Genomic DNA, 20,767 nt, shown 5'->3' with positions numbered 1-20,767 from the left:
AGCCCTGATGGAAGTACCGTCAGTCTTATTGGAGAACGTATGAATTCAACCGAGCCTCGCGTCCTGATCGTCGATGACGAACAGGATATGCGTGAGCTACTGTGCGATCTGATCGAGTCCGCCGGTCTGCATGCCTTCGCGGTTGAAGATGGGGCGGGCATGCGCCATGAGCTGGCTGGCGGAGAATATTCTCTGCTGATCCTGGACCTGCGGCTGCGCCGCGAGGATGGGCTGACTCTGGCCCGCGCCGTGCGCCAACACTCCAGTATCCCCATCATGATCCTGACCGGCAAGGGGGATGAAACAGATCGTATCCTGGGCCTTGAACTGGCTGCCGATGATTATCTGATGAAACCTTTCAACCCGCGTGAGTTGCTGGCGCGGGTACGCGCCCTGCTCCGCCGTGCAGGCGAACTGGCTCCCGGCACCAGTGCCAGGAAACCCACCACGCCTCATGAGGTAGCCCACTTTGGTGGCTGGACCCTGGATTTCACCACCAGGGTCTTGCAGGATGCGCAACACCAGCATTGCACGCTCACACCCAGCGAGTTTTCCCTGTTGGAAACTCTGGTCAAGAATGCCAATAGGGTATTGACGCGAGACCAGTTGCTCGAACACATGCGCGGTGAGCATACCGAGGTGTTCGACCGCACCATTGATGTATTGATCCTGCGCCTGCGCCGCAAAATCGAACCCAACCCGGAGCATCCTGGCTTCATCCGCACAGAGCGCGGCATGGGTTATATTTTCACAGCGCCGGTCGAGCATGAATAATGGCTGAGCCGGATCTTATATCCGAATCCGCAACCGATCAGCCCCAGGCGCCAAGCTGGTTGCCACTCTCTGTACGCAGTCGGCTGCTGCTGGCTTTTGCCGTGCTGTTTCTGTCGGTCATGATCCTGGCATTGGTTGGCTGGCTGGGCATGCGCGATACCCGCGACGCATTGAAAGACTTCCAATCCCACGTCCTGCCTGATGTTGCACGCTCACTGGAATTGTCGCAGCGCACCGCCGCGATTGCCGCCATGGCGCCCTACGTGGCGGAAAGCAATCGCCCCTTCCAGCTTCAAGCAGAGGCCAATGCCTTACGCATGCGCCTGGCAGAAGCTGAGAAGCTCGCTATCACGCTGCCCCGCAACAAGAACAATCAGCTGGATGTGCAACCAGCACTGCTGGCACTCAAATCCAGCATTGACGAGTTGATTGAAGTCACCCGCAGCGATCTGTTTCTGCAAGAAGACCTGCGCGAATACCTCTATCGACTGGAACGCGCACGCAACAACCTGAGCGCCAAAACACCTGCGGTCGACAAAATTGATGCCTTGCTGCGCGACTCGGCTCTAGCAATCGAGGTCAATGACCCCCGCGTACTCAAAATGCTTCACGAGCAGGTCAAGCAGCAGATTGCCCGGATCGACCGCAACAGCCTAGAAGCAGCACAGGTTGCCAACCTGATCAGCGACAACCTGGAAGGCCCGGATAACGTGTTCATCCTCCGGGCTCGTCAATCCCAATTGCGTGAGCGTAAAACCTTTCTGGTTGCCCGTACCCGCGCCGAGGCCGAACGCTTGGGCGAGCGCGTGGATGCCTACGTGCGTAGTGCCCGTCAGTCGGTCGACAAACAGAGTGCTTCGATCAACCGCGCAGTCAATTCGGGGATTCTGGGGATCGGCCTGCTCACCCTGGTCTGCATCGCGGTTGCTGGGTTGGGGATGCGCGTGGTTGTCCGCATGGTCAGCAGCCTGGGCGGCATCACCCAGATCATGAGCCGCCTGGCACAAGGGGATACCGAGCAAACCACGCTGGAGACCACGCGCCGCGACGAACTCGGCGCACTCGCCCGCGCTTTCGAGGTCTTCCGCGACAATGCCCGGGCCGTGCGGCGGCTGGCAAGCGACATGCTGGAGCAAACCAATCTGCTCGCCACCGTGGTGGAAAGCATGAAAGACGGCCTGTCGGTATTCGACCGTGAAGGACGGCTCATCACCTGGAATCGCCAATACCCAGCACTGCTCCGCCTCCCCAGTGATGCCATTGTGCATGGCATGACGCTGGAACAAATCCAGCAATTATTGCCTGAGCATATCAACGAACACGGCAACGCACCCACTGTGCTGGGCGAATTGAATTTCGCCCGGCAGAATATGGCATACCGCTTTGAACTGGGCTTCCCCGGTGGGCGGGTGGTGGAGTTCCGCAGCAACCCGATGCCCGGCGGTGGCTTTGTAACCCTCTACAGTGACCTGACTGAACGCCGGGCAGTCGAAGCACAACTGCGCCAAGCCCAGAAGATGGAAGTACTGGGCCAACTCACCGGTGGCGTGGCACATGACTTCAACAACCTGCTCGCCGCGATTACCGGCAACCTGTATCTGCTGGAGGAGAGCGGAGAACTCTCGTCGCTTGGCCAACGTTTCGCAGGGCGTGCCCGTTCTGCCGCTGAACGCGGGGCCACCCTCACCCGCCGGCTGCTAGCCTTTGCAAGGCGCCAGCCGCTTTCACCTACAGCGGTGGATATCGATGTCTTCATCCGCGATCTGGCTGACCTGATCGAATACAGCATCGGCCAAGGCGTGCGCCTGGACCTGGAGCTTCAAGCCAGCCCTGCGTGTGCCTGGGTGGACCGTGGGCAGATGGAAAATGCGCTGCTCAATCTCGCCATCAACGCCCGCGATGCCATGCCCACGGGAGGAACGCTGACGCTGCGGACCCACCAGGAAAGCGAGGCGGAGATGGTATGCATCGAAGTGGCTGACAGCGGGCAAGGCATGGATGACGAGACCCGTGAGCGCGTTTTTGAACCCTTCTTCACCACCAAGGGCGGCTCAGGTAGCGGGTTGGGCTTAAGCATCGTGTATGGCTTCGTCAAACAATCCGGGGGTGAAATCGAGTTGAAAAGCCACGTGGGCGAAGGCTCGGTTTTCGTACTGCGCCTGCCTGCCAAACCCTATTGCCCTGCCGCAGAAGATTTGCCACAAGCCGAAGTGGCACACACAGGGGAACAAACCATCCTGCTCGTTGAGGATGACCCGGACGTTCGCCAAGCACTATCAGATCTCCTGCGGGCAACAGGCCATACCGTGACAGAAGCCAGCAGCGTGGGCGAAGCGCTAGAATTACTCCGGCATACCCATCAAACCCTGGTCATCTCGGACGTGGATTTTGGCGGCAAAACCCACGGTGTGGATCTGATGCGGCAGATCGCGCAGGATTACCCTTCGCTGCCGCGCATCCTCATGTCGGGTCTGCCTGCAGAAATATTGATTTCACGCTTTGGGCTGGAGCCGCACTACCCACTACTGCCTAAACCCTTCACCATCCAGCAACTCGATACCGCCATCCGTGAAGCAATGGCGCTGTTTCAAAACTAGCGTGATGGATTTTTATATGCCAAAAGTATTTTCATACTACCGATTCTGGATGCACTGGCTAGCAGGTATCTTTCTGATTGTGTGCGGCATCCCCTGCCAAGCAGGAGAACTACACCGCATTGGCGTCTCCGTCACCGACCTGGGCAACCCCTTCTTTGTGCGCATCGCCCATGGGGTGGAGGTAGCAGCCCGGCGCATGATTGGCCCGAACGTACAGGTATTTGTCGCATCCAGCGCCTATGATCTGCCACGACAAGCTATGCAGATTGACTCATTCATCAAAAAGAAGGTCGATCTGATTGTCATTACCGCAGCCGACCCCGTCGCCATTGAGCCTGCTGTACGCAAAGCCCAGGCCGCAGGCATCCCTGTGATCGCTGTAGACGTGCGCGCAGCAGGGGCGGACGCCACCATTACCACCGACAACGTTCTTGTCGGCACCTTGGCCTGCGAATACATCGCCCAGCAACTCAAGGGCCACGGCAAGCTCGTCATCATAAACGGCCCGCGTGTCTCTGCAACCATCGACCGGGTGGCCGGGTGCCTCGCCAAACTCAAATCCTACCCTAGCATACAGATGTTATCTGCCGACCGTGATGGGGGCGGCAGCGCAGAAGGAGGATTCGCTAAGATGACCGATCTGCTCACGCTTTACCCGCATATTGATGCAGTTTTCGCTATCAACGACCCCACAGCCATGGGAGCGGAGGAAGCAGCCCGACAGGCCGGGCGCTCGGAATTTTTTATCGTTGGCGTCGATGGGGCACCGAAAACCCGTGCCAGGATGCGCGATGTGGGCTCACTGATCATCGCCACGCTGGCCCAGCAACCCGATTTGCAAGCAGAAAAAGCCGTGGAATACGGTTACGCCTTGATCAAGAAGCGCCCTCTTCCCCATGCTATAGCACTGATCCCGCCACAACTTGTCACAAAGGCTTCTGCGCAAGAACCCAGCCGATGGCAGGAGTAGCAAGGCTTTTGGCATGATATAAGACTTGTTGATGCATGCCCCTATCCCCCTTAAGGATTTTGCCCCCTCCGCCGTTATCAAGAGGTAGCACACTTCTGAATGGAGGCACGGTAATGAACTGGTTTATGAACTATCGGGTTCGCACACGCCTGTTTCTCATGTGCCTGGCCGCCATTTTGGGTATGGGCGTCATGAACGCCTTGAGCCTCAAGGATCTGCGCAGCAGCATGCTGGAAGATCGCAAGAGCAAGATCAAAACCCAGATTGAAACCGCCAGCGGCGTCATCCTCCACTATCGAGACCTTGCCAAGGCAGGTCAGATGCCCGATGCCGACGCGCGCAAGGCAGCCATTGAAGCACTGCGCAAAGTTCGCTTTGACACCACCGAATACTTCTTCATTTTCAACACGGATTACGTCTACCAATTGCTGGACCCCAAGCCGGAGCGTGAAGGCAAGCGCTTTGCTGACCTAAAAGATGCCAACGGCAAATTGATCCTGGTAGCCATGAACAAGGCGGCGGCCGATGGAGGTGGATTTGTTGATTACTGGTTTCCCAAGGCAGGCTCTGACACGCCGGAACCCAAACTATCATATGCCGCCCTCATTCCAGACTGGAATTGGGTAATCGGCACAGGCGTCTATATTGATGACCTCAACCAAGCTTTCTGGTCAAAAGCAACCTGGCTACTGAGCGAACTGGTCGTACTGGCCATCGCACTGCTAGGTGTTTCCTGGTTGATAGCAGCCAGCGTACTGCGTCAATTGGGTGGCGAGCCACATGAAGGCATCGTCATCATGGAACGCGTTGCCGAAGGCGATCTGCTGGTCAATATTAGCCATGCGCCAGCAGGCAGCATGCTCGCCACCTTAGGCAAGATGGTGGGTTCATTGCGCAGCATGATTTCTGAGATCGCCACAGACGCCTCCACCCTGAACAGCCAGACGGCATTGATCACCACATCAAGCCAACAGATTTCTGCCGCCGCCAGCCGTCAGGCCGACGCAACAACTTCCATGGCGGCTGCCATGGAAGAACTCACCGTCAGTATTACCCATATTTCCGACAGTTCCTCAAGCACCGAGAGCGCTTCCCGCCAAGCGGCAGATTTATCAAAGAGTGGAGTCAAGCGGGTCGGTGAGGCCAGTGCCTCAATAGAACAGATCAGCACAAGCGTGTCGCAAGCCAGCCAGCAAATCATCCACCTGGATGACGCCGCCCGGCAAATCTCAAACATTGCAGCGGTGATCAAGGATATTGCCGGGCAAACCAACCTCCTCGCACTCAATGCGGCCATCGAAGCGGCACGTGCCGGGGAACAAGGACGCGGCTTTGCCGTGGTGGCCGACGAAGTACGCAAACTCGCCGAGCGCACCGCTACCGCTACGGTAGACATCGAGAAAATGCTCGCTGCCGTGCAGCAGGAAACCCAGGACGTGGTACGCGTGATGAATGAAGCCATCCCACAGGTAGACCGTGGGGTCAACATCACCTACGAAATTGCATCCCTGCTCAACCAAATCCATCAGGGTGCCGAAACCACGCTGACCCGCTTGGCCGATGTGGCCTCTGCCACACGGGAACAAAGTACGGCCAGCACTAGCATTGCGGTACAGGTGGAAGACATCTCGCAGATGGCGGAGGAAACCAGCAGTTCCATCACCCATACGGCAGAAACAGCCGAAGGCATTGAACAGATCGCCCACAACCTCAAGGAAATTGTCAGCCGCTTCAAGATCTGAGCCATCCCAATAACCCTGCCAACTGCCGCAAAAGATCACCAGCGGACGGAAGGCAGGCCACAAGGGTATTCAGACTCCATGCCATAAGGCTAAAATCCGGCCAGGAGGAGATTATTTTGGCCGGTTTTTTGATTTTTCTGTTCTTCGCCGCCCTGGTCGGGGGCGTAATATGGGTGTGGTATATCTGGCGAAGCCGCTTTGGTGGCCGGACGATGGAGTACGACGCTCGGGAGATGGCTTTCGTTGTCCAGGCGCAGGCGGACCTATCTCCCAACGCCTCACCCAAAGCAGCGCCTGCCAGAGACCCGGCGGCTACGATAGTCAATCCTGCCGCAGTGGTGGCGCCCATGCCAGATCTCAAGAAAAGCGCCGAACGCCCTGCGGCCTTGCTTGACCAAGCGGGCTCACTGATCTACCTGCAACTGAAGAGCTGTGTGGGCGAATACCCGCTACTGGTCGGCGTCGATATCGCACGGCTGCTGCCGGGTACGCAGAGCGCCTCTCCCCGGGTACATGCCGATTTTGTGGTCTGCCGCAAGGATTTCACCCCCGTTGTAGCCATCTTTCTTGAACATGGCGCAAGCGACCCACTACGAGAACGTGCAGCCCAGCTACTCAAGCAGAGCCGCATCCGTTTGCTGCACTGGGAGGCCAACGCCGTGCCCGACCGCGAAACGATGCGGCAGCAGATCTTCAAATCCAAGGCCAGTGCCTCGGCCTGAAGTTGTGAAGCAGTTGGTTCTCAGATACCGCCTCCAAGATCAAAGGTATGCGCCTGCGTCAGTTGGTCGCCTTGGAAGATGCGCATTGAACGCGGCTTGAGCCATACCACCTCGTTTTCCTGCAGGGCAAGTTGGGCATGGCGCTCACGCGTCAATTCCACCTCAAATATTTCACCCTGGTGCTCAACCTCCACGCGCACCAGGGGGCCAATCGCCTGTATATGCAGCACACGGGCAGACAAAGAACCCGCCGTAGATTCGCGCTGAATTTCGATGTCATGTGGGCGCACAAAGGCCAGGCTCTCATCCTGAGTTTTGGGTCCCCCACGGCCCACCTCGGCCCATTCCCCGTGCATACGGCTATGGAAGACATTCACATTACCCAGGAAGCGATAGACAAACGGTGAAGCTGGCGCAGAGTACACCTCATCGGGCGTCCCCACCTGCTCAACATGCCCCTTGTTCATCACCACCACGCGGTCGGCCACTTCCAGCGCTTCTTCCTGGTCGTGAGTCACGAAAACCGAGGCAATGTGCATTTCATCATGCAAACGGCGTAACCAGCGACGCAATTCCTTGCGAACCTGAGTATCAAGTGCACCAAAAGGCTCATCAAGCAGCAACACCTTGGGCTCCACAGCCAAAGCGCGGGCCAAGGCAATACGCTGGCGTTGCCCACCGGAGAGCTGAGCAGGGAACCGGTCGGCCAGCCAATCCAGTTGCACCAGTGAGAGCAGTGTCATCACCCGTTCGCGGATCTGAGCTTCACTGGGCCGCTCGTTGCGGGGCTTCACGCGGAGTCCAAACGCCACGTTATCGAACACACTCATGTGGCGGAACAAGGCATAGTGCTGGAAGACGAACCCCACCTTGCGTTCGCGGGTATGCACATGGGTTGCATCCTCACCGTGAAATGACACGCTACCCGCGTCAGCACTCTCCATACCCGCAATAATGCGCAGCAAGGTCGTTTTGCCGCAGCCCGATGGCCCCAACAAGGCGACCAACTCACCCGTGGGAATTTGCAAAGAAACATTATCCAACGCCACGAAATTGCCGAAACGCTTGGTGATATTACGAACCTCGATACTCATTTTTGCACCCTCTCAGCCGGCAGCTCCGCATTGAGCATGGCTGTTTCCTGTTTCATACGCCATTCCACAAAGGTCTTAGCCACCAGCGTCACCAATGCCAGCAAGGCCAACACTGAGGCAGCCGCAAATGCGCCAACCGAGTTGTATTCGTTATAGAGAATCTCTACATGCAGAGGCAAAGTGTTGGTCTCTCCACGGATATGGCCGCTGACCACGCTGACCGCGCCAAATTCCCCCATTGCCCGCGCATTGGCGAGAATGACGCCATAAAGCAGCCCCCATTTGATATTTGGCACGGTGACACGCCAGAACATCTGCAGCCCCGAAGCTCCCAGCGATACCGCCGCTTCCTCTTCGTCCTTACCTTGGGACTGCATCAAGGGGATCAACTCCCGCGCGATGTACGGTACGGTAATGAACATGGTGGCAATCACCATGCCGGGGATGGCGAAAATAATCTTGATGTCATGGTCAGACAACCAAGGGCCAAACCAGCCCTGACGCCCGAAAATCAGGATGAACAGGAGCCCTGCCACCACCGGGCTGACTGCAAACGGCAGATCAATCAAGGTCAGCAACAGGCTCTTGCCCCTGAAATCGAATTTGGCAATCACCCACGCTGCCGCCAGACCAAACAGGATATTGAGCGGGAGCACCAGCAGCGCCACCAGAATCGTCAACTTGATCGCCGAGCGTGCATCAGGCTCCGCCAAGGCATCCCAATAGGGGCCAAAGCCCTGTTTGAAGGCTTCGGAAAACACCGCCAGCAACGGCAGCCCCAGAAAGAAAAACAAGAACCCCAGTGCCAGCGCAATCAACACGCAACGGATGGCAAACGGCTCGGTATTGACACGACGAATCCGGCTCATGCCTGTACCCCTCCATCCACATGCCTGCCGCTATGCCGGTTGGCTGACCACCATTGCAGCAGATTGATCGCCAAGAGCAACACAAAAGAGATCACCAACATCACCACCGCCAACACAATGGCTCCCGGCAAGTCATACTGCTCAAGTTTTGAAATGATCAGCAAGGGCGTGATTTCTGACACCATTGGCATATTTCCTGCGATGAAGATCACAGAACCATACTCCCCCACCGCACGCGCAAACGACAAGGTAAAACCCGTCAGCAATGCGGGCGCCAGTGCAGGAAACAGCACCTTGCTGAAGGTCTGCCAGCGCGTCGCGCCCAAGGTGGCGGCAGCCTCTTCCACGTCGGCTTCAATATCTTCAATCACCGGCTGCACGGTTCGCACCACGAACGGGATGCCAATAAAGATCAGTGCCACCACAATGCCCAGCGGCGTAAATGCCACCTTGATACCTAGGGGTTCCAGATATTGCCCTACCCACCCCGTATTGGCATACAGGGAAGTCAAGGTAATGCCAGCCACCGCTGTCGGCAATGAGAAAGGCAGATCCACAAAGGAATCGATCAGCTTGCGCCCCCAGAAGTCATAGCGCACCAGCACCCAGGCCACGATCAGGCCAAAGAAGGCATTCACGATGGCCGCCAGCAAGGCACAGCCGAAGCTCACCTTATAGGCTGCCAAGGCACGTGGCGAGGTGGCAATCGCCCACACATCAGAGAAAGACATCTGCATGCTACGGGCAACAAGCCCACCCAGCGGGATCAGCACGAGCAGGGAAAGATAAACCAGCACATAGCCTAGCGAAAGGCTGAAGCCGGGCAATACGTTATGGCGCGATGCATTTAACATAACAGTAAAAAGGCCGGAACAAGCCCGGCCTCATCCAGAAGGGTCGATGAATTACTTGGCCTGAAAGAGGCGGTCAAAACTGCCACCGTCTTTGAAGTGTGCTGCAAAGGCCTTATCCCAACTGCCGAACACTTCATCCACTGTAAAGGTCTTGATCGCGGGGAACTGTGCTGCATATTTCTTGAACACTTCCGGGTCATGCGGGCGCAGGTAATTCTGCGCTGCATTCTCCTGCCCATCCTTGCTCCACAGATACTCCAGGTAAGCACGAGCCTGCTTGCGGGTGTTGTGCTTGTCGACCACCTTTTCCACGATAGCGACCGGGAATTCAGTCAGCAAGGATTGGCTCGGGTACACCACATCGAAATTGCCACGCCCAAATTCACGGGCAATCAGCTCGGCTTCGCTTTCAAAGGTGATCAGCACATCGCCTTGCCCACGCTGGATAAAGTTGGTTGTCGCGTCACGTCCGCCCGGAGCAAAAGCGGGCACATTCTTAAGGAAAGCACTCACAAATGCGGCAGCGCTTTTCTCATTGCCGCCCGGCTGGCGCAATGCCCAACCCCAAGCCGCCAGATAGGTATTGCGGCCATTGCCGGTATTCTTGGGGTGCGGAATGGTGATCGCCACCCCTGGTTTGATCAGATCACTCCAATCCTTGAAACCCTTCGGGCTTCCTTTACGGACGATAAACACCATCGTGGAGGTATAGGGAGATGCGTTGTTGGGAAATTTCTTGGCCCAATCCGTCGCCACCAGCCCCTTCTCGGCCAGGAAACTCACGTCGGTAGGCTGGTTCATCGTCACCACATCCGCCTCCAACCCGTCAGCCACTGCCCGCACCTGCTTTGAGGAGCCACCATGAGATTGCTTGACCTCCACAGTCTCGCCAGACTTGGCCTTCCAGGCCGCAATGAAGCGCGGGTTGTAGTCCTTGAATACGTCCCGCGCCACGTCGTAAGACACATTCAAAAGCGTGGTGTCAGCCGAAGCCACGCCTTGCAGGGACAAGCTCACAGCGCCAGCAAACAGCACATTACGCAGGATTTTTTTCATGGTGACAATCTCCTTGGGGAATGGAGCCGATTGTCCCAGAGTCTTTATCTACATTTTCTGCAAAAAAACTATTTCCTTAGATCAAAACAAAATAAGCAACATGAGCTTGCCAATAAACGGCTCAACATCACATCGGCGCATAGGGGCGAAACAGTTTGCCCAGCTCACCGCTACGGTTGAGCTTATCCAGTGCAGCACGAAGCTTTTCCTTGATCTGCGGCGCGGCCTTCTTGGAAACAACCATATAACGCTCGGCCCCCTCCTTGTCGAACTTGGCAGGCAGGATCTTTATCTTGTCACCCAACTTGTCCCGCTTGATCTCATCATCCAAGGCAAAATCGTTTTGCAAAATGAACCGGCCACGTCCAACAATCAGCTTCTGCAAATTGACCGGGGTATCCTTCCCCCCGCATCCACACGCAATCCGGGCTGCGCGGCGAGCATCTCGGCCCGCACGCTCCTCCACCAAGCCACAGCGCTGCCCACTCTATCACCGGCAAGACTTTGCTTGACCTACCCTGTCGTCCAGTGAGTGCGTCTTTGATGCTACACACCGCGAACTGCCACAAAAGAGTAGAATACCGAAAGCATTTTAAAAAAATTTAGAGGGCCCTTGTCAAATCGTTATGAACTGACAGTCCACAACATGACCAGCCGTCCTCAAACCAATTGAGAAGCACTTTGTTCGCCAGACCAGGAGACTCAGCTAATTTTCTTAAGTTTGGTTGCGTTTTATCTCGTCAGCTATGGTTTTCATTCAGAAATTTTTTGGGGTTATGACTGAACTACCTTTCTACTTTCTAATCATTTCAAGTTTGGTTTTTTCCGTACTTTGCCAACCTTTTATCGATGCGGTAAAGCTAGAGGCTCCAAGTCTATACAAATCGCTAGGTGTTTCGGCAACATCCCCAAACATATTTGGAAGGATGCTTTTTGTACCTTTTTCGAGGCTAATTCTATTTCGCAAGTACAGGAGCGAACTAAAAGACTGCCCAAAATCACTTGCCTGGGGAAGCTGGTTGTTTATCGCCCATTGGATTCAAATATCCTCATTGATTTCATGGCTTATTTATATTGCAAATGCATAATTTAACCTCCAAACAAAAACGCCAGCTACACAAATAGCTCTACTTACATGCATTTTGACATACGAGGAGAGACATCATGCATGGTTCAGCACTAAGTTTTGCAGCCGAAGTCGAACACCAAATAGAAGCCCTTTCAAATGAGGATTACCACAAACGAAGAGGCCGCAGCAAACTGCTACTTGAAGAATGGTATCCAATCTCACGCTTAGCTCTACACCTGAAACAACCAGGGCTTCATATAGAAGTTCAGGCATTTGGAGATGATGGTGTCGCCGATGGGCGCATCACGCAAAAAGGTTTTCGAGAACGAATTTTTGATATTCAGGTCACTTTTGTCGATGATTACGAAGAGGCGTTGCGCCGAGAACTTTTACAGAGCCAAGGCATAGCACCAGGCGCTGGCCCCATAGCGCGTAGCAAACAATCCAGAGCCATCATCGCAACACCTGTCGTAGTTGACTATGATGACGAAATCAACAAGACAGCGGCGGGCATTGCCGAACGCTTCCAAAAGAAAATAAAAATATCCTACTCTACAGGAACTGTTTTATTAATTGCTTTTGATAGCGTCACGTTGCTTGGCCGAAGCGCATGGAACAAGCTGTTTGCTGCCGTTGACAAAAAAAATCAATTTTGCCCAAAGCAACTTCAGCACAGTCTACATTTTGAACTGTGCCACAAACGAACTCATTAAAGCGGCTTAACTTAAGCCAGAAGTTATTTTGCCCTTCGTCTCCATTCAAGTACGCATTTCAACACGACACTAATCCAAATGGGTAAAAAAGCCATTGACCTCAATGAGCTCAATTTTTGTCAGTTAGCGCCGCCAAAAGACAACTACCAAGCATGGCTTGCCATTTAAGCCCCCCCAAGCAACAATGCCCCCCTTCGCAGTAAGATCACGAAAGCTGTTGCATTCTCATGTAAGGAGGCGGTTGTGCAGACTTTGTTGCGTTGGGCGCTGAATGCGCTTGCCTTGATGCTGATTCCAGAGGTGGTCACTTCGATCCAGGTTCGTAGCTATACCGCCGCATTGGTGGCAGCATTGTTGATTGGCCTGATGAATGCACTGATCCGCCCGGTGCTGTTGCTGTTCACGCTGCCGGTAACGGTGCTGACCCTGGGGTTTTTCGCCTTGGTCATCAACGCCTTTCTCTTCTGGCTGGTATCCGAGATGGTGCAGGGGTTTTATGTGCCGGGGTTCTGGTCGGCAATGTGGGGGGCGCTGCTCTACAGCATCCTGACATGGTGCGTGAATATCGCCTTGAATGAAAAATCCGGCGCCAAACGATAAATGAACCCGTCTCTACTGCAAGCTGCCATCCAGGCCGAGGCTGCGGGCGACCTCGGCAGCGCGGTGGCGCATTACAGCGCTTTGCTGGCTGCGGACCCGGCTTGCGTGGAGGCGCTCAACAATCTTGGCGCGTTGGCTTTCCGGGTGGGAAACAAAGAAGACGCCCTCAGTTTCTACCGGCAGGCGCTGGCTGTGCGCCCCGATTTTCTGCCTGCACGGATCAATCTAGCCCGTGCGCTCGCGTCACTGGAGCAAATTGATGAAGCCGGCAGCCATTATGTGGAGGCCAATCGCTTGGGTGCAGAGCTAGAAGGCGAATACGCTCAGATGCTCGTGAGTAAAGGCCAGCCCGCTGCGGGGCAGGCCATTGCGCAAGAGGCTTGCATCGCTCAACCTGGCAAGGCCGAGCTGTGGTTGACGCTGGGCAACGCCCGCCTCTTTCAGCAGTCACCAGAGGAGGCCGAGCTTTGCTATCGCAAAGCCCAAAGCCTTGCAAATACGCCTCGCGCCCGCTCCAACCTTGCCCTGGCTTTGCTTGCGCAGTCGCGTTTTGCAGAAGCGTGGCCCTTATATGAAAGCCGTTACGACCCGGCCCTCAGCGCCACGGATGCGGTCCGCTTTCAAGCGCCGCCCTGCCCACAGTGGCAAGGCGAAAGTCTTACTGGTCAGCGCATTCTGGTAATGGGCGAACAAGGATTCGGCGACCAGATCCATTTCGCCCGCTTCATCCAATACCTTGCAAAACAAGGGGTTGAAGTCGATCTGCTGTGCAAACCCGTGCTGGCAGGCCTGCTGGCCAGCGCCCCTGGCGTGCATGCCTGCATGGGGGCGCTGCCAGTCGTCCCAACTTACGATTTCTGGACCCCTCTACTCAGCCTCCCTCTGCACCTGGGCTGCATGGATGGTAGAGCCTGCGGGCAGGCTCCCTATCTCTCTGCCGACACAGGCAAACGTGAGCATTGGCGGAACCTACTGGGTGGCTGGGCAACATCTTCCCAACGCAAGATTGGGCTGGTGTGGTCTGGCGCCACAGGCAACAGCGTGGATGCACTACGTTCGATCAGGCTGGATGACGTTCTGACGCTGGTCCAGGGACTGGGCGAGCGTCATCGTTTTTTCAGCCTGCAAGTTGGCGAACAGGCCAAGGATGTGCTGGATCAGCAGCGCCAGGCTGGCATCATTCCGCTCGGTAACAAGCTGCATGACTTTACCGACACAGCGGCCTTGGTTGCGGAGTTGGACTTGGTGATTGCGGTGGATACGGCACTTGCCCACCTTGCGGGGGCACTTGGCAAACCCACATGGCTGCTGCTCCCCGGCACAGATTGGCGCTGGGGCCGTGCAGGTTCAGCCACCTGCACGCTCTACCCTGGCGTGCGCCCTTTTTGGCGCGACCCGGTTCTGGGGTGGGCACCTGCCTTGCAACAGCTCAGACACGCGCTGGAGGCAGGCTGAAGATCAGGCCAGCAGATCCCAGCTCAGGGCGGTGCCACGCGCAATATCCCGTGCGGCGCGGCGCCCGATCACCGCGTCGTAGTGCTTGGGCGCCAGCCCGAAGCCAGGGCGGATCGCCCGCACATTCTGCGCGGAGAATTGCTCCCCCGCCTTGATGTCCGCCACCACATACAAGGAACGGCGGTATTTGAGCGCGGCCTTCTCCTTGTTGCTTGGCCCATAATGCACCCGACCCAAGGACTGGCGGGCACGCTCGCTCTCTTCCACCAGCATCTTGAGTTCTGGCGGTTCCAGCGAAAAAGCACTGTCGACGCCTCCATCAGCACGCTGCAGGGTCACATGCTTCTCAATCACCGTTCCACCCAAGGACACCGCTGCGATTGCCGCGCCAATCCCCAGAGTGTGATCAGAGATCCCCACCTCGCAGCCAAACGCTTCACGCATATGCGGGATGGTGAGCAGATGGCTATCCGCCGGTGAAGCAGGATAGGTGCTGGTACATTTGAGCAGAATCACATCCGCCGCCCCGGCACTACGAGCCACCTCCACCGCCTCACCCATCGCAGCCAACGTGGCCATTCCGGTGGAGATGATCAAGGGCTTGCCCTTGGAGGCCGCCTTGCGGATCAAGGGCAGATCGGCATTCTCGAAGCTGGCGATCTTGAAACACGGTACCCCGAGTTCATCCAGGAAATCCACGGCGGTATCGTCAAACGGGGTGGAGAAGGCCAGCATGCCGTGGCTTTTCGCACGTTCAAAAATTGGTCTGTGCCAATCCCATGGAGTATGTGCTTCATCGTATAGATCGTAGAGCTTGCGGCCATGCCATAAGCTGTCAGCCTCGCCAATCACAAAATCCGGGTGATCGCAGTCAAGCGTCATCGTGTCAGCCGTATAGGTTTGCAGCTTGAGTGCATGCGCCCCGGTAGCCGCAATCGCATCTACGATCTCCAGCGCGCGCTCCAAGGAGCCGTTGTGATTGCCACTCATCTCCGCAATCACAAACGGCGCGTGCTCGCGCCCAACGAAACGGTCTCCAATCTGCACCATGCTGCCCTCGCAAAAGACGCCAACACTTTGGCTCACCAATAGTCTAGCAGGCTGGGGGCTGGAAACCATGTCGCCAAAACACCTAAATAAAAGGGCAAAGCCTGCCGTTATTGGACTTAAGGGTAATTGCCCACAAGCCTATAATCAGGCGAACATATGTAACAAGGCACTCATAAGCCACCCGAGACACTCAAATGAGTCAAAACAAAGAGAAACTGTGCCAAGTATTTGCCGAATCGCTTGCCATTGATATTGGCCGCGTGACTGACGATCTGCGCTACGCCAGCATCCCGGAATGGGACTCGGTAGCCCACATGGCGCTGATTGCCGCCATTGAGTCAGCCTTCGACATCATGATGGATACCGAAGACGTGATCGACATGTCCAGCGTTGGCAAGGCGTGCGAGATATTGGCCAAATATGGTGTCGTCCTCTGAACACACCATGACAGCCGCCAAGCCGCGCACCCTGTTCCTCGTCCATCGCTTCGACACCAAGTCGCTGGAGGACTCGGCGGGCGTGGTCGAAGTCATGCGCCCCATGTTGGCCTCCGGCCTGCTGGGCGAACATCGCCTCATCAGCCTGGGGCGAGACACTGCAGACTACATCAGCCTGATTGAAGCACGCATGGCGGACATCCTGGCGCAGAGTGGAACCGATCCGGTTGTCATCTATGGCGCAGGCGCGCATACCCGGCAGTTCTACCCGCAACTGGGCAAAGCCCGTGTCGTTGCCATCGCAGACCGTGACGAAAGCCTTTGGGGCACTACCGTTCTGGGGCACCCTGTAATCGCCCCAGCGCAAATCCCGGCACATGCCCGGCACGTCATCATTTCCAGCCGGGCCTATGAGGAAGGGATTGCCAAGGACCTACAGGTTGCGTTCGGTTCCAACGTGCGTATCCACCCCCTTTATGGTCGTAACCCGGATGGCGAACTACGCCAACAATGGGAAGGCTTAATCCGTAACACGGTCGCGGATTTCCGCCCCGATCTGCTGGTGCACACACCGGTACATCCACACGAGAATCTCTCTGCAAGTTTCTTCCTTGATCTGCGCCGCCTCCACCCTGACATGCAGTGTCTTACCCTGTGGTGGGACTATGACGAAGCAGCGCACCAAGGCAGCTATCTGGATTACGAACGTGAAACACTACGCTGGGCCGATCTAGTCATTGAAAACTCCAACGTCACGCGCCTGGAGCGCATGCGCCAAGGCATCAGCCCATACGAGCAGCATCAAGACACAGACAAAGTGATATTCCACCCCACCATTTTCGACCCAGCCCTTTTCTACCCGGAACCTGACCAAGCACCACTGTATGATATTGCACTGTTTGGCAGTTCCGTGGGGCGTCGGCGCGAATGGATTGATCTACTCAAGGCACGTTATGGCGAACGCTTCCATCACCTTGGCGGCGTATATGAAAAAGACCGCCCACCGTTACCGATTGCGGAATACGCCCAAGCACTGCGTCGCACCCGTATCTGCATCAACACCCAAACCTACCCATTCCGCAACCAATGCAAGGGCAAAGTACGCGAAGCACTGGCTTGCGGAACGCTACTACTGGAAGAGGATAACCCGGAAACCCGCTGCATTCTCTGCGATGGTGAGGGGTTACGCTATTTCCGCAATGCAGATGAACTATTCAGACTGATTGACCACTATCTGGCGACACCCACCGATTACCAAGCAGTGATTGCCAAAGGTCAGCAGGTATGGGCAGAGGACTACTCCCCTGCACGGTGGACGCAAACCATTCTTCAACAGTTGAACCTCGCCTCACCCCAAACCCTGGGCTTGCGTCATGTATAGCAAACATGACCTGACTGTCATCGTTCCAACGCTTGGACGCGATCTGGCGCTGCTGCAGCAAGTCGCCGCACGCGTGGATGCGGCAGACCTCGCATTGCGCATCGTATGGGATGGTCGAAATCCACTCACCGACGAAATCCGGCAAACCATCCTGGGCATGGCCCGGCAGGTAGAGATCATCGAACACACCCATAACAGAGGGCTTTCCGCAGCGCGTAACACCGGGGCCAAAGACCTGCCCACAGCGCTAGGGATGTTCATTGACGATGACATCATCCCGCGCGAAGGTTTTGCCGATGATGTGATTGCCTTCCACAATCATCACACAGACCCACTCACCATGCTGATGGGGTGTGTAAGCTGGCGAAACACGCCCTATGCCAATTCCTTGACAGAATGGTTTGAAACGCTTGGCAACTGGAGTGTCTTCCATACCGCTACGGCAGGGCAGCCGCTCTCCAACTTCATGGGTGGATTCACCAGCTTCAAGGCTGACGCACTGCAAGGGATCAGCTTCGATGAGAGCTTCACCCGCTACGGCTGTGAAGACGTGGAATTCGGCTACCGTTTCTTCCGCCAAGGCGGGCGCCTGGTCTACTGGCCCAGCGTACATGGCGCCCACCATAAGCAATTGGATCTTGCCACCTACTGCCGCGACCACGTCGGCGCAGGACATTCTCGGGGCATACTGATGCGGCTGCACCCGGATGTAGCCTTCGATTTCAACCTGATCTGTCGCGCCATCCTGCACCCGCTGCCCGCCTCACATCACGCCGCACTCATGCAATGCGCAGAGCATTTCCTCTCCAGCCAGCACGCCGCCAGCAGCGGACAGGAAATCCACGCGCTGATGCAAACGCTGACTGAGCACTCCATGCAGACCGGACTTGCGGAATACCTGTGTGCTCAACACACGGGTTTTGCCCAAGCCTACGGCACGCCAGACATGGATGCGGATGCGCTAGTGAACAATGTCGATGATTTTGCACCTTTCCTGGTGATGCGGGCCAAACAAAGCAAGAATGCTGCCGCACGCCAAACACTACTGAATCGCGCGCAGGAATTGATGCCCCACTATGCGGAGCCCTATCTGCTGCGTGTGAAATGGGCAGGTGCGCTGGATACCGCCACACAAGCTGCCTTGGCCACTTTCCACGCCGCTTGGAATCATGCTATTGACATGCGTACCGAACGCGCTATTCTGCAACATCTTGGCAGAACGGGCACAGCGCAGCATGACCCAAATACCCTGTCCGCCCGTGATCTATTCTTCCGCATGGAAGAAGCCGCACGTAGCGCCCGTGATGATGAAGTCGCCCGACTGGCAGAAATGATTCTCACCAAAGATGCCACCTACGTAGGCGCGTACATTGCTTGGGCCAGAACCCTGCCAGGCACCGACAATGCCCTGCGGCGCCTACTCTTGCGCCTTGCAGAGCACTTTGTAAAAAACCGCCCCGCGCACGAGCAGGCACAGCGTCGGGCAGAAATCCTGGCACTGGCCGCAGAAACAACACAAATCAATTCGGAGCAAGCCCGATGAGCAAAAATATTCTGCTGGTAATGCTGGAGTTTGACAACTGGCAGCAGGCACGTGCCTGGTCTTACACCGGTGCATGGGCCTTTCAGGATGGGCTGGAAGAAAACGGCCACCGCTGCACGGTTTTGCCTGCCATCTGGGGACGCGCGCCAGACGCAGCCGACAGTTTCATCCATCACGCCGAAAGCATATTGGGTGACACCCATTTTGATGAGGCCTGGGTGTGGTGCGTCCATACGCAATACGATGCCAAATTCTGGCAATGGCTCAAGCGTGTGGCACCGCGTCGCATTGGCATCACCATGGAATCCTTATCAGTCGCCCCACAAGAGGCGGTGGAATTCCCACATTTTGCCAAACGCCAGGATGAAGTGCTGGAGCAACTCAGCCATTGTACTCACGCCATTGTGGCCGATGAAGCGGACACAACGCTGGTGCAAAATCGCCTGGGGATTCCCGCAACCTGGAACGTGGTGATGGTGCCAGAGCGTTTCGTGCGCTTTGATGCAGCCCCCGAGCATCCCAGGGCCGCCTTCATTGGCAACAAATATGGCGAACGCGTTCCTTATCTGGAAGACGCAGCGCTTGGCGATTTGCTCTACCGCCCGCACCTGCCGGAACGCGACACTGATCGACCGCAGCGCTTTGACGCCATCCATCAGGACATCCGGGCTAAACTCCTCGCGGGCAAACCCGATCTGGCGATGCTTCAGCAATCCACCCTCATGATGAAGCTGGTGCGTGAGGCGCTTTTCCGCTTGCATCTGGATGGCATCCGCATGGGGTTTGCCAATGTCAATCTACCATCCATGCTCAAGGCTTACGCTGGACGCGTAACCGAATCCATGGCAGCAGCCACGCCCGCGGTAAGCTGGCTCCCTCCGGATCGGCCTGCTTGCGCAAAGCTTTTCAAGGCAGGCGAAGAAATCGAGCTATTCTCTTCGCCCACCGAATTGCAGGCGCATCTCACAGCACTGGCAACTGATAGCGAACGCCGCAACCGGCAAGTCATCGCTGCACGCAACACCTTATTGAATCGGCACACCACCCGCATTCGCCTGCGCCAATACACCAACTGGCTAGATCAGGGCATCTCCCCCGATTTCTTTGGCGACATCGGTTACAAGCCCACAGTAGAAGAAAGCCTGTATTACAAGCATTTCTTTGCTGAGGACAAGCATTGGTCGCTTCCCACCCCGAACGGCGACGAACGTGCCCGCTGGGAAAAAATCCAGGCGATGATCGAGCGGATCCGAGCCACCGAGAATGCACCTTTGAGCATGGTAGAAATCGGCTGCGGACGTGGTTGGATGAGCAATCTATGCAGTCAGTATGGCGCTGTACTCGGGGTAGAACCCGTGGGAGACGTGATCCATCACGCCCAAGCCCTGTTTCCGAATCTCCAGTTCCTCACCGGGAACGCCGATCTCCTGCACTTCTTGGGATTTGGCGGCTTCTTTGATCTCCTGGTTTGTTCAGAGGTCATTGAGCACCTGCCCTATGCAGAAAAGGCCGCTTTTGTCACCAATCTGGTCGGTCTGGTCAAACCTGGCGGACATCTGATCATTACTACGCCACGGATGGATATCTATCCGCAATGGAGCGAAAAGTTTGGCACTCCCCCACAACCCACCGAAGACTGGCTGACCGAAGCCCAGGTTGAAGCCCATTTTCGTGAGGCAGGTTGTACGCCGCTGGATCTGCAGCGCGCCTTCCTGCTGGATATCTATCAGGTCTGGCTCTTTCAACATAAATATGTGCACCAACCTGGATCCCAGCCTCACTCCTGAATCGCCCGCGGGTCTCGCACGGAGCCTTGCATGACTTCGTAATAACTTGCTATT

The 20,767-nt window shown here is 56.2% G+C and carries 18 protein-coding genes; 12 read left to right on the top strand and 6 right to left on the bottom strand.

What is annotated here, in order from left to right; genetic code table 11:
- Positions 1-39: 39 nt before the first annotated feature.
- The 5 genes from B145_RS0108380 to B145_RS0108360 all read left to right on the top strand — a co-directional run bounded on the left by B145_RS0108380 (position 40) and on the right by B145_RS0108360 (position 6,805).
- Entirely contained in the window at positions 40-774 is a 735-nt protein-coding gene (locus tag B145_RS0108380; RefSeq protein WP_018606604.1) for a response regulator, read from the top strand.
- Positions 774-3,371 carry a PAS-domain containing protein gene (locus B145_RS0108375; RefSeq protein ID WP_018606602.1) on the top strand — a complete coding sequence of 866 codons (2,598 nt, stop codon included), beginning with the start codon at positions 774-776 and terminating at the stop codon, positions 3,369-3,371. The genes B145_RS0108380 and B145_RS0108375 overlap by 1 nt, the downstream gene beginning before the upstream one ends.
- Before the next feature lie 16 nt (positions 3,372-3,387).
- The gene (locus tag B145_RS26980; protein ID WP_211209789.1) at positions 3,388-4,341 is read left to right on the top strand and encodes an ABC transporter substrate-binding protein; all 954 of its coding nucleotides are present in this window, start codon (positions 3,388-3,390) and stop codon (positions 4,339-4,341) included.
- Positions 4,342-4,454: 113 nt separating this feature from the next.
- A complete protein-coding gene (locus tag B145_RS0108365; RefSeq protein WP_018606598.1) occupies positions 4,455-6,083 on the top strand; it encodes a methyl-accepting chemotaxis protein in 1,629 nt (542 codons plus the stop codon).
- A gap of 116 nt (positions 6,084-6,199) precedes the next feature.
- Positions 6,200-6,805 (top strand): hypothetical protein, encoded by a 606-nt coding sequence (locus tag B145_RS0108360; RefSeq protein WP_018606596.1) that lies wholly within the window; start codon positions 6,200-6,202, stop codon positions 6,803-6,805.
- 20 nt (positions 6,806-6,825) lie between these two features.
- On the opposite strand, the gene B145_RS0108355 is transcribed toward B145_RS0108360, so the two are convergent.
- The 5 genes from B145_RS0108355 to B145_RS0108335 all read right to left on the bottom strand — a co-directional run bounded on the left by B145_RS0108355 (position 6,826) and on the right by B145_RS0108335 (position 11,063).
- Positions 6,826-7,899 (bottom strand): sulfate/molybdate ABC transporter ATP-binding protein, encoded by a 1,074-nt coding sequence (locus B145_RS0108355; protein WP_018606594.1) that lies wholly within the window; start codon positions 7,897-7,899, stop codon positions 6,826-6,828.
- Positions 7,896-8,768: a sulfate ABC transporter permease subunit CysW gene (gene cysW / locus B145_RS0108350; protein WP_018606593.1), complete on the bottom strand. Its 873-nt coding sequence runs from the start codon at positions 8,766-8,768 to the stop codon at positions 7,896-7,898. Before cysW ends, B145_RS0108355 begins: the two co-directional genes overlap by 4 nt.
- Positions 8,765-9,622, bottom strand: coding sequence for a sulfate ABC transporter permease subunit CysT (cysT, locus tag B145_RS24940; protein ID WP_018606591.1), 858 nt, complete (start codon positions 9,620-9,622; stop codon positions 8,765-8,767). The genes cysW and cysT overlap by 4 nt, the downstream gene beginning before the upstream one ends.
- Before the next feature lie 51 nt (positions 9,623-9,673).
- Positions 9,674-10,678: a sulfate ABC transporter substrate-binding protein gene (locus tag B145_RS0108340; RefSeq protein WP_018606589.1), complete on the bottom strand. Its 1,005-nt coding sequence runs from the start codon at positions 10,676-10,678 to the stop codon at positions 9,674-9,676.
- Positions 10,679-10,805: 127 nt separating this feature from the next.
- The gene (locus B145_RS0108335; RefSeq protein WP_157288327.1) at positions 10,806-11,063 is read right to left on the bottom strand and encodes a hypothetical protein; all 258 of its coding nucleotides are present in this window, start codon (positions 11,061-11,063) and stop codon (positions 10,806-10,808) included.
- 779 nt (positions 11,064-11,842) lie between these two features.
- On the opposite strand from B145_RS0108335, the gene B145_RS0108330 reads away from it, so the two are divergent.
- The 3 genes from B145_RS0108330 to B145_RS24935 all read left to right on the top strand — a co-directional run bounded on the left by B145_RS0108330 (position 11,843) and on the right by B145_RS24935 (position 14,515).
- Positions 11,843-12,460 carry a hypothetical protein gene (locus tag B145_RS0108330; RefSeq protein WP_018606585.1) on the top strand — a complete coding sequence of 206 codons (618 nt, stop codon included), beginning with the start codon at positions 11,843-11,845 and terminating at the stop codon, positions 12,458-12,460.
- Positions 12,461-12,703: 243 nt separating this feature from the next.
- The gene (locus tag B145_RS0108325) at positions 12,704-13,060 is read left to right on the top strand and encodes a phage holin family protein (RefSeq protein WP_018606583.1); all 357 of its coding nucleotides are present in this window, start codon (positions 12,704-12,706) and stop codon (positions 13,058-13,060) included.
- A complete protein-coding gene (locus tag B145_RS24935; protein ID WP_018606581.1) occupies positions 13,061-14,515 on the top strand; it encodes a tetratricopeptide repeat protein in 1,455 nt (484 codons plus the stop codon).
- 3 nt (positions 14,516-14,518) lie between these two features.
- On the opposite strand, the gene pseI is transcribed toward B145_RS24935, so the two are convergent.
- Positions 14,519-15,634: a pseudaminic acid synthase gene (gene pseI, locus B145_RS0108315; protein ID WP_245541845.1), complete on the bottom strand. Its 1,116-nt coding sequence runs from the start codon at positions 15,632-15,634 to the stop codon at positions 14,519-14,521.
- Positions 15,635-15,759: 125 nt separating this feature from the next.
- On the opposite strand from pseI, the gene B145_RS0108310 reads away from it, so the two are divergent.
- Genes B145_RS0108310 through B145_RS27355 form a run of 4 tightly spaced genes read left to right on the top strand, consistent with a single transcriptional unit; the run spans position 15,760 to position 20,713 of the window.
- Positions 15,760-16,002 (top strand): acyl carrier protein, encoded by a 243-nt coding sequence (locus B145_RS0108310; RefSeq protein ID WP_018606578.1) that lies wholly within the window; start codon positions 15,760-15,762, stop codon positions 16,000-16,002.
- 7 nt (positions 16,003-16,009) lie between these two features.
- Positions 16,010-17,383, top strand: coding sequence for a glycosyltransferase (locus B145_RS0108305; RefSeq protein WP_157288326.1), 1,374 nt, complete (start codon positions 16,010-16,012; stop codon positions 17,381-17,383).
- Positions 17,376-18,926, top strand: a complete 1,551-nt coding sequence (locus B145_RS0108300; RefSeq protein ID WP_018606576.1) for a glycosyltransferase family 2 protein — start codon at positions 17,376-17,378, stop codon at positions 18,924-18,926. Before B145_RS0108305 ends, B145_RS0108300 begins: the two co-directional genes overlap by 8 nt.
- On the top strand, positions 18,923-20,713 hold the full coding sequence (locus B145_RS27355; protein ID WP_018606575.1) for a methyltransferase domain-containing protein: 1,791 nt from the start codon (positions 18,923-18,925) through the stop codon (positions 20,711-20,713). Before B145_RS0108300 ends, B145_RS27355 begins: the two co-directional genes overlap by 4 nt.
- Positions 20,714-20,767: the final 54 nt, after the last annotated feature.

Origin of the sequence: Uliginosibacterium gangwonense DSM 18521 (assembly GCF_000373965.1) — a bacterium.
Taxonomy (GTDB): domain Bacteria; phylum Pseudomonadota; class Gammaproteobacteria; order Burkholderiales; family Rhodocyclaceae; genus Uliginosibacterium; species Uliginosibacterium gangwonense.
The sequence above is the reverse complement of the archived record's forward strand: the minus strand, read 5'-3'. Positions and strand labels throughout refer to the sequence as shown.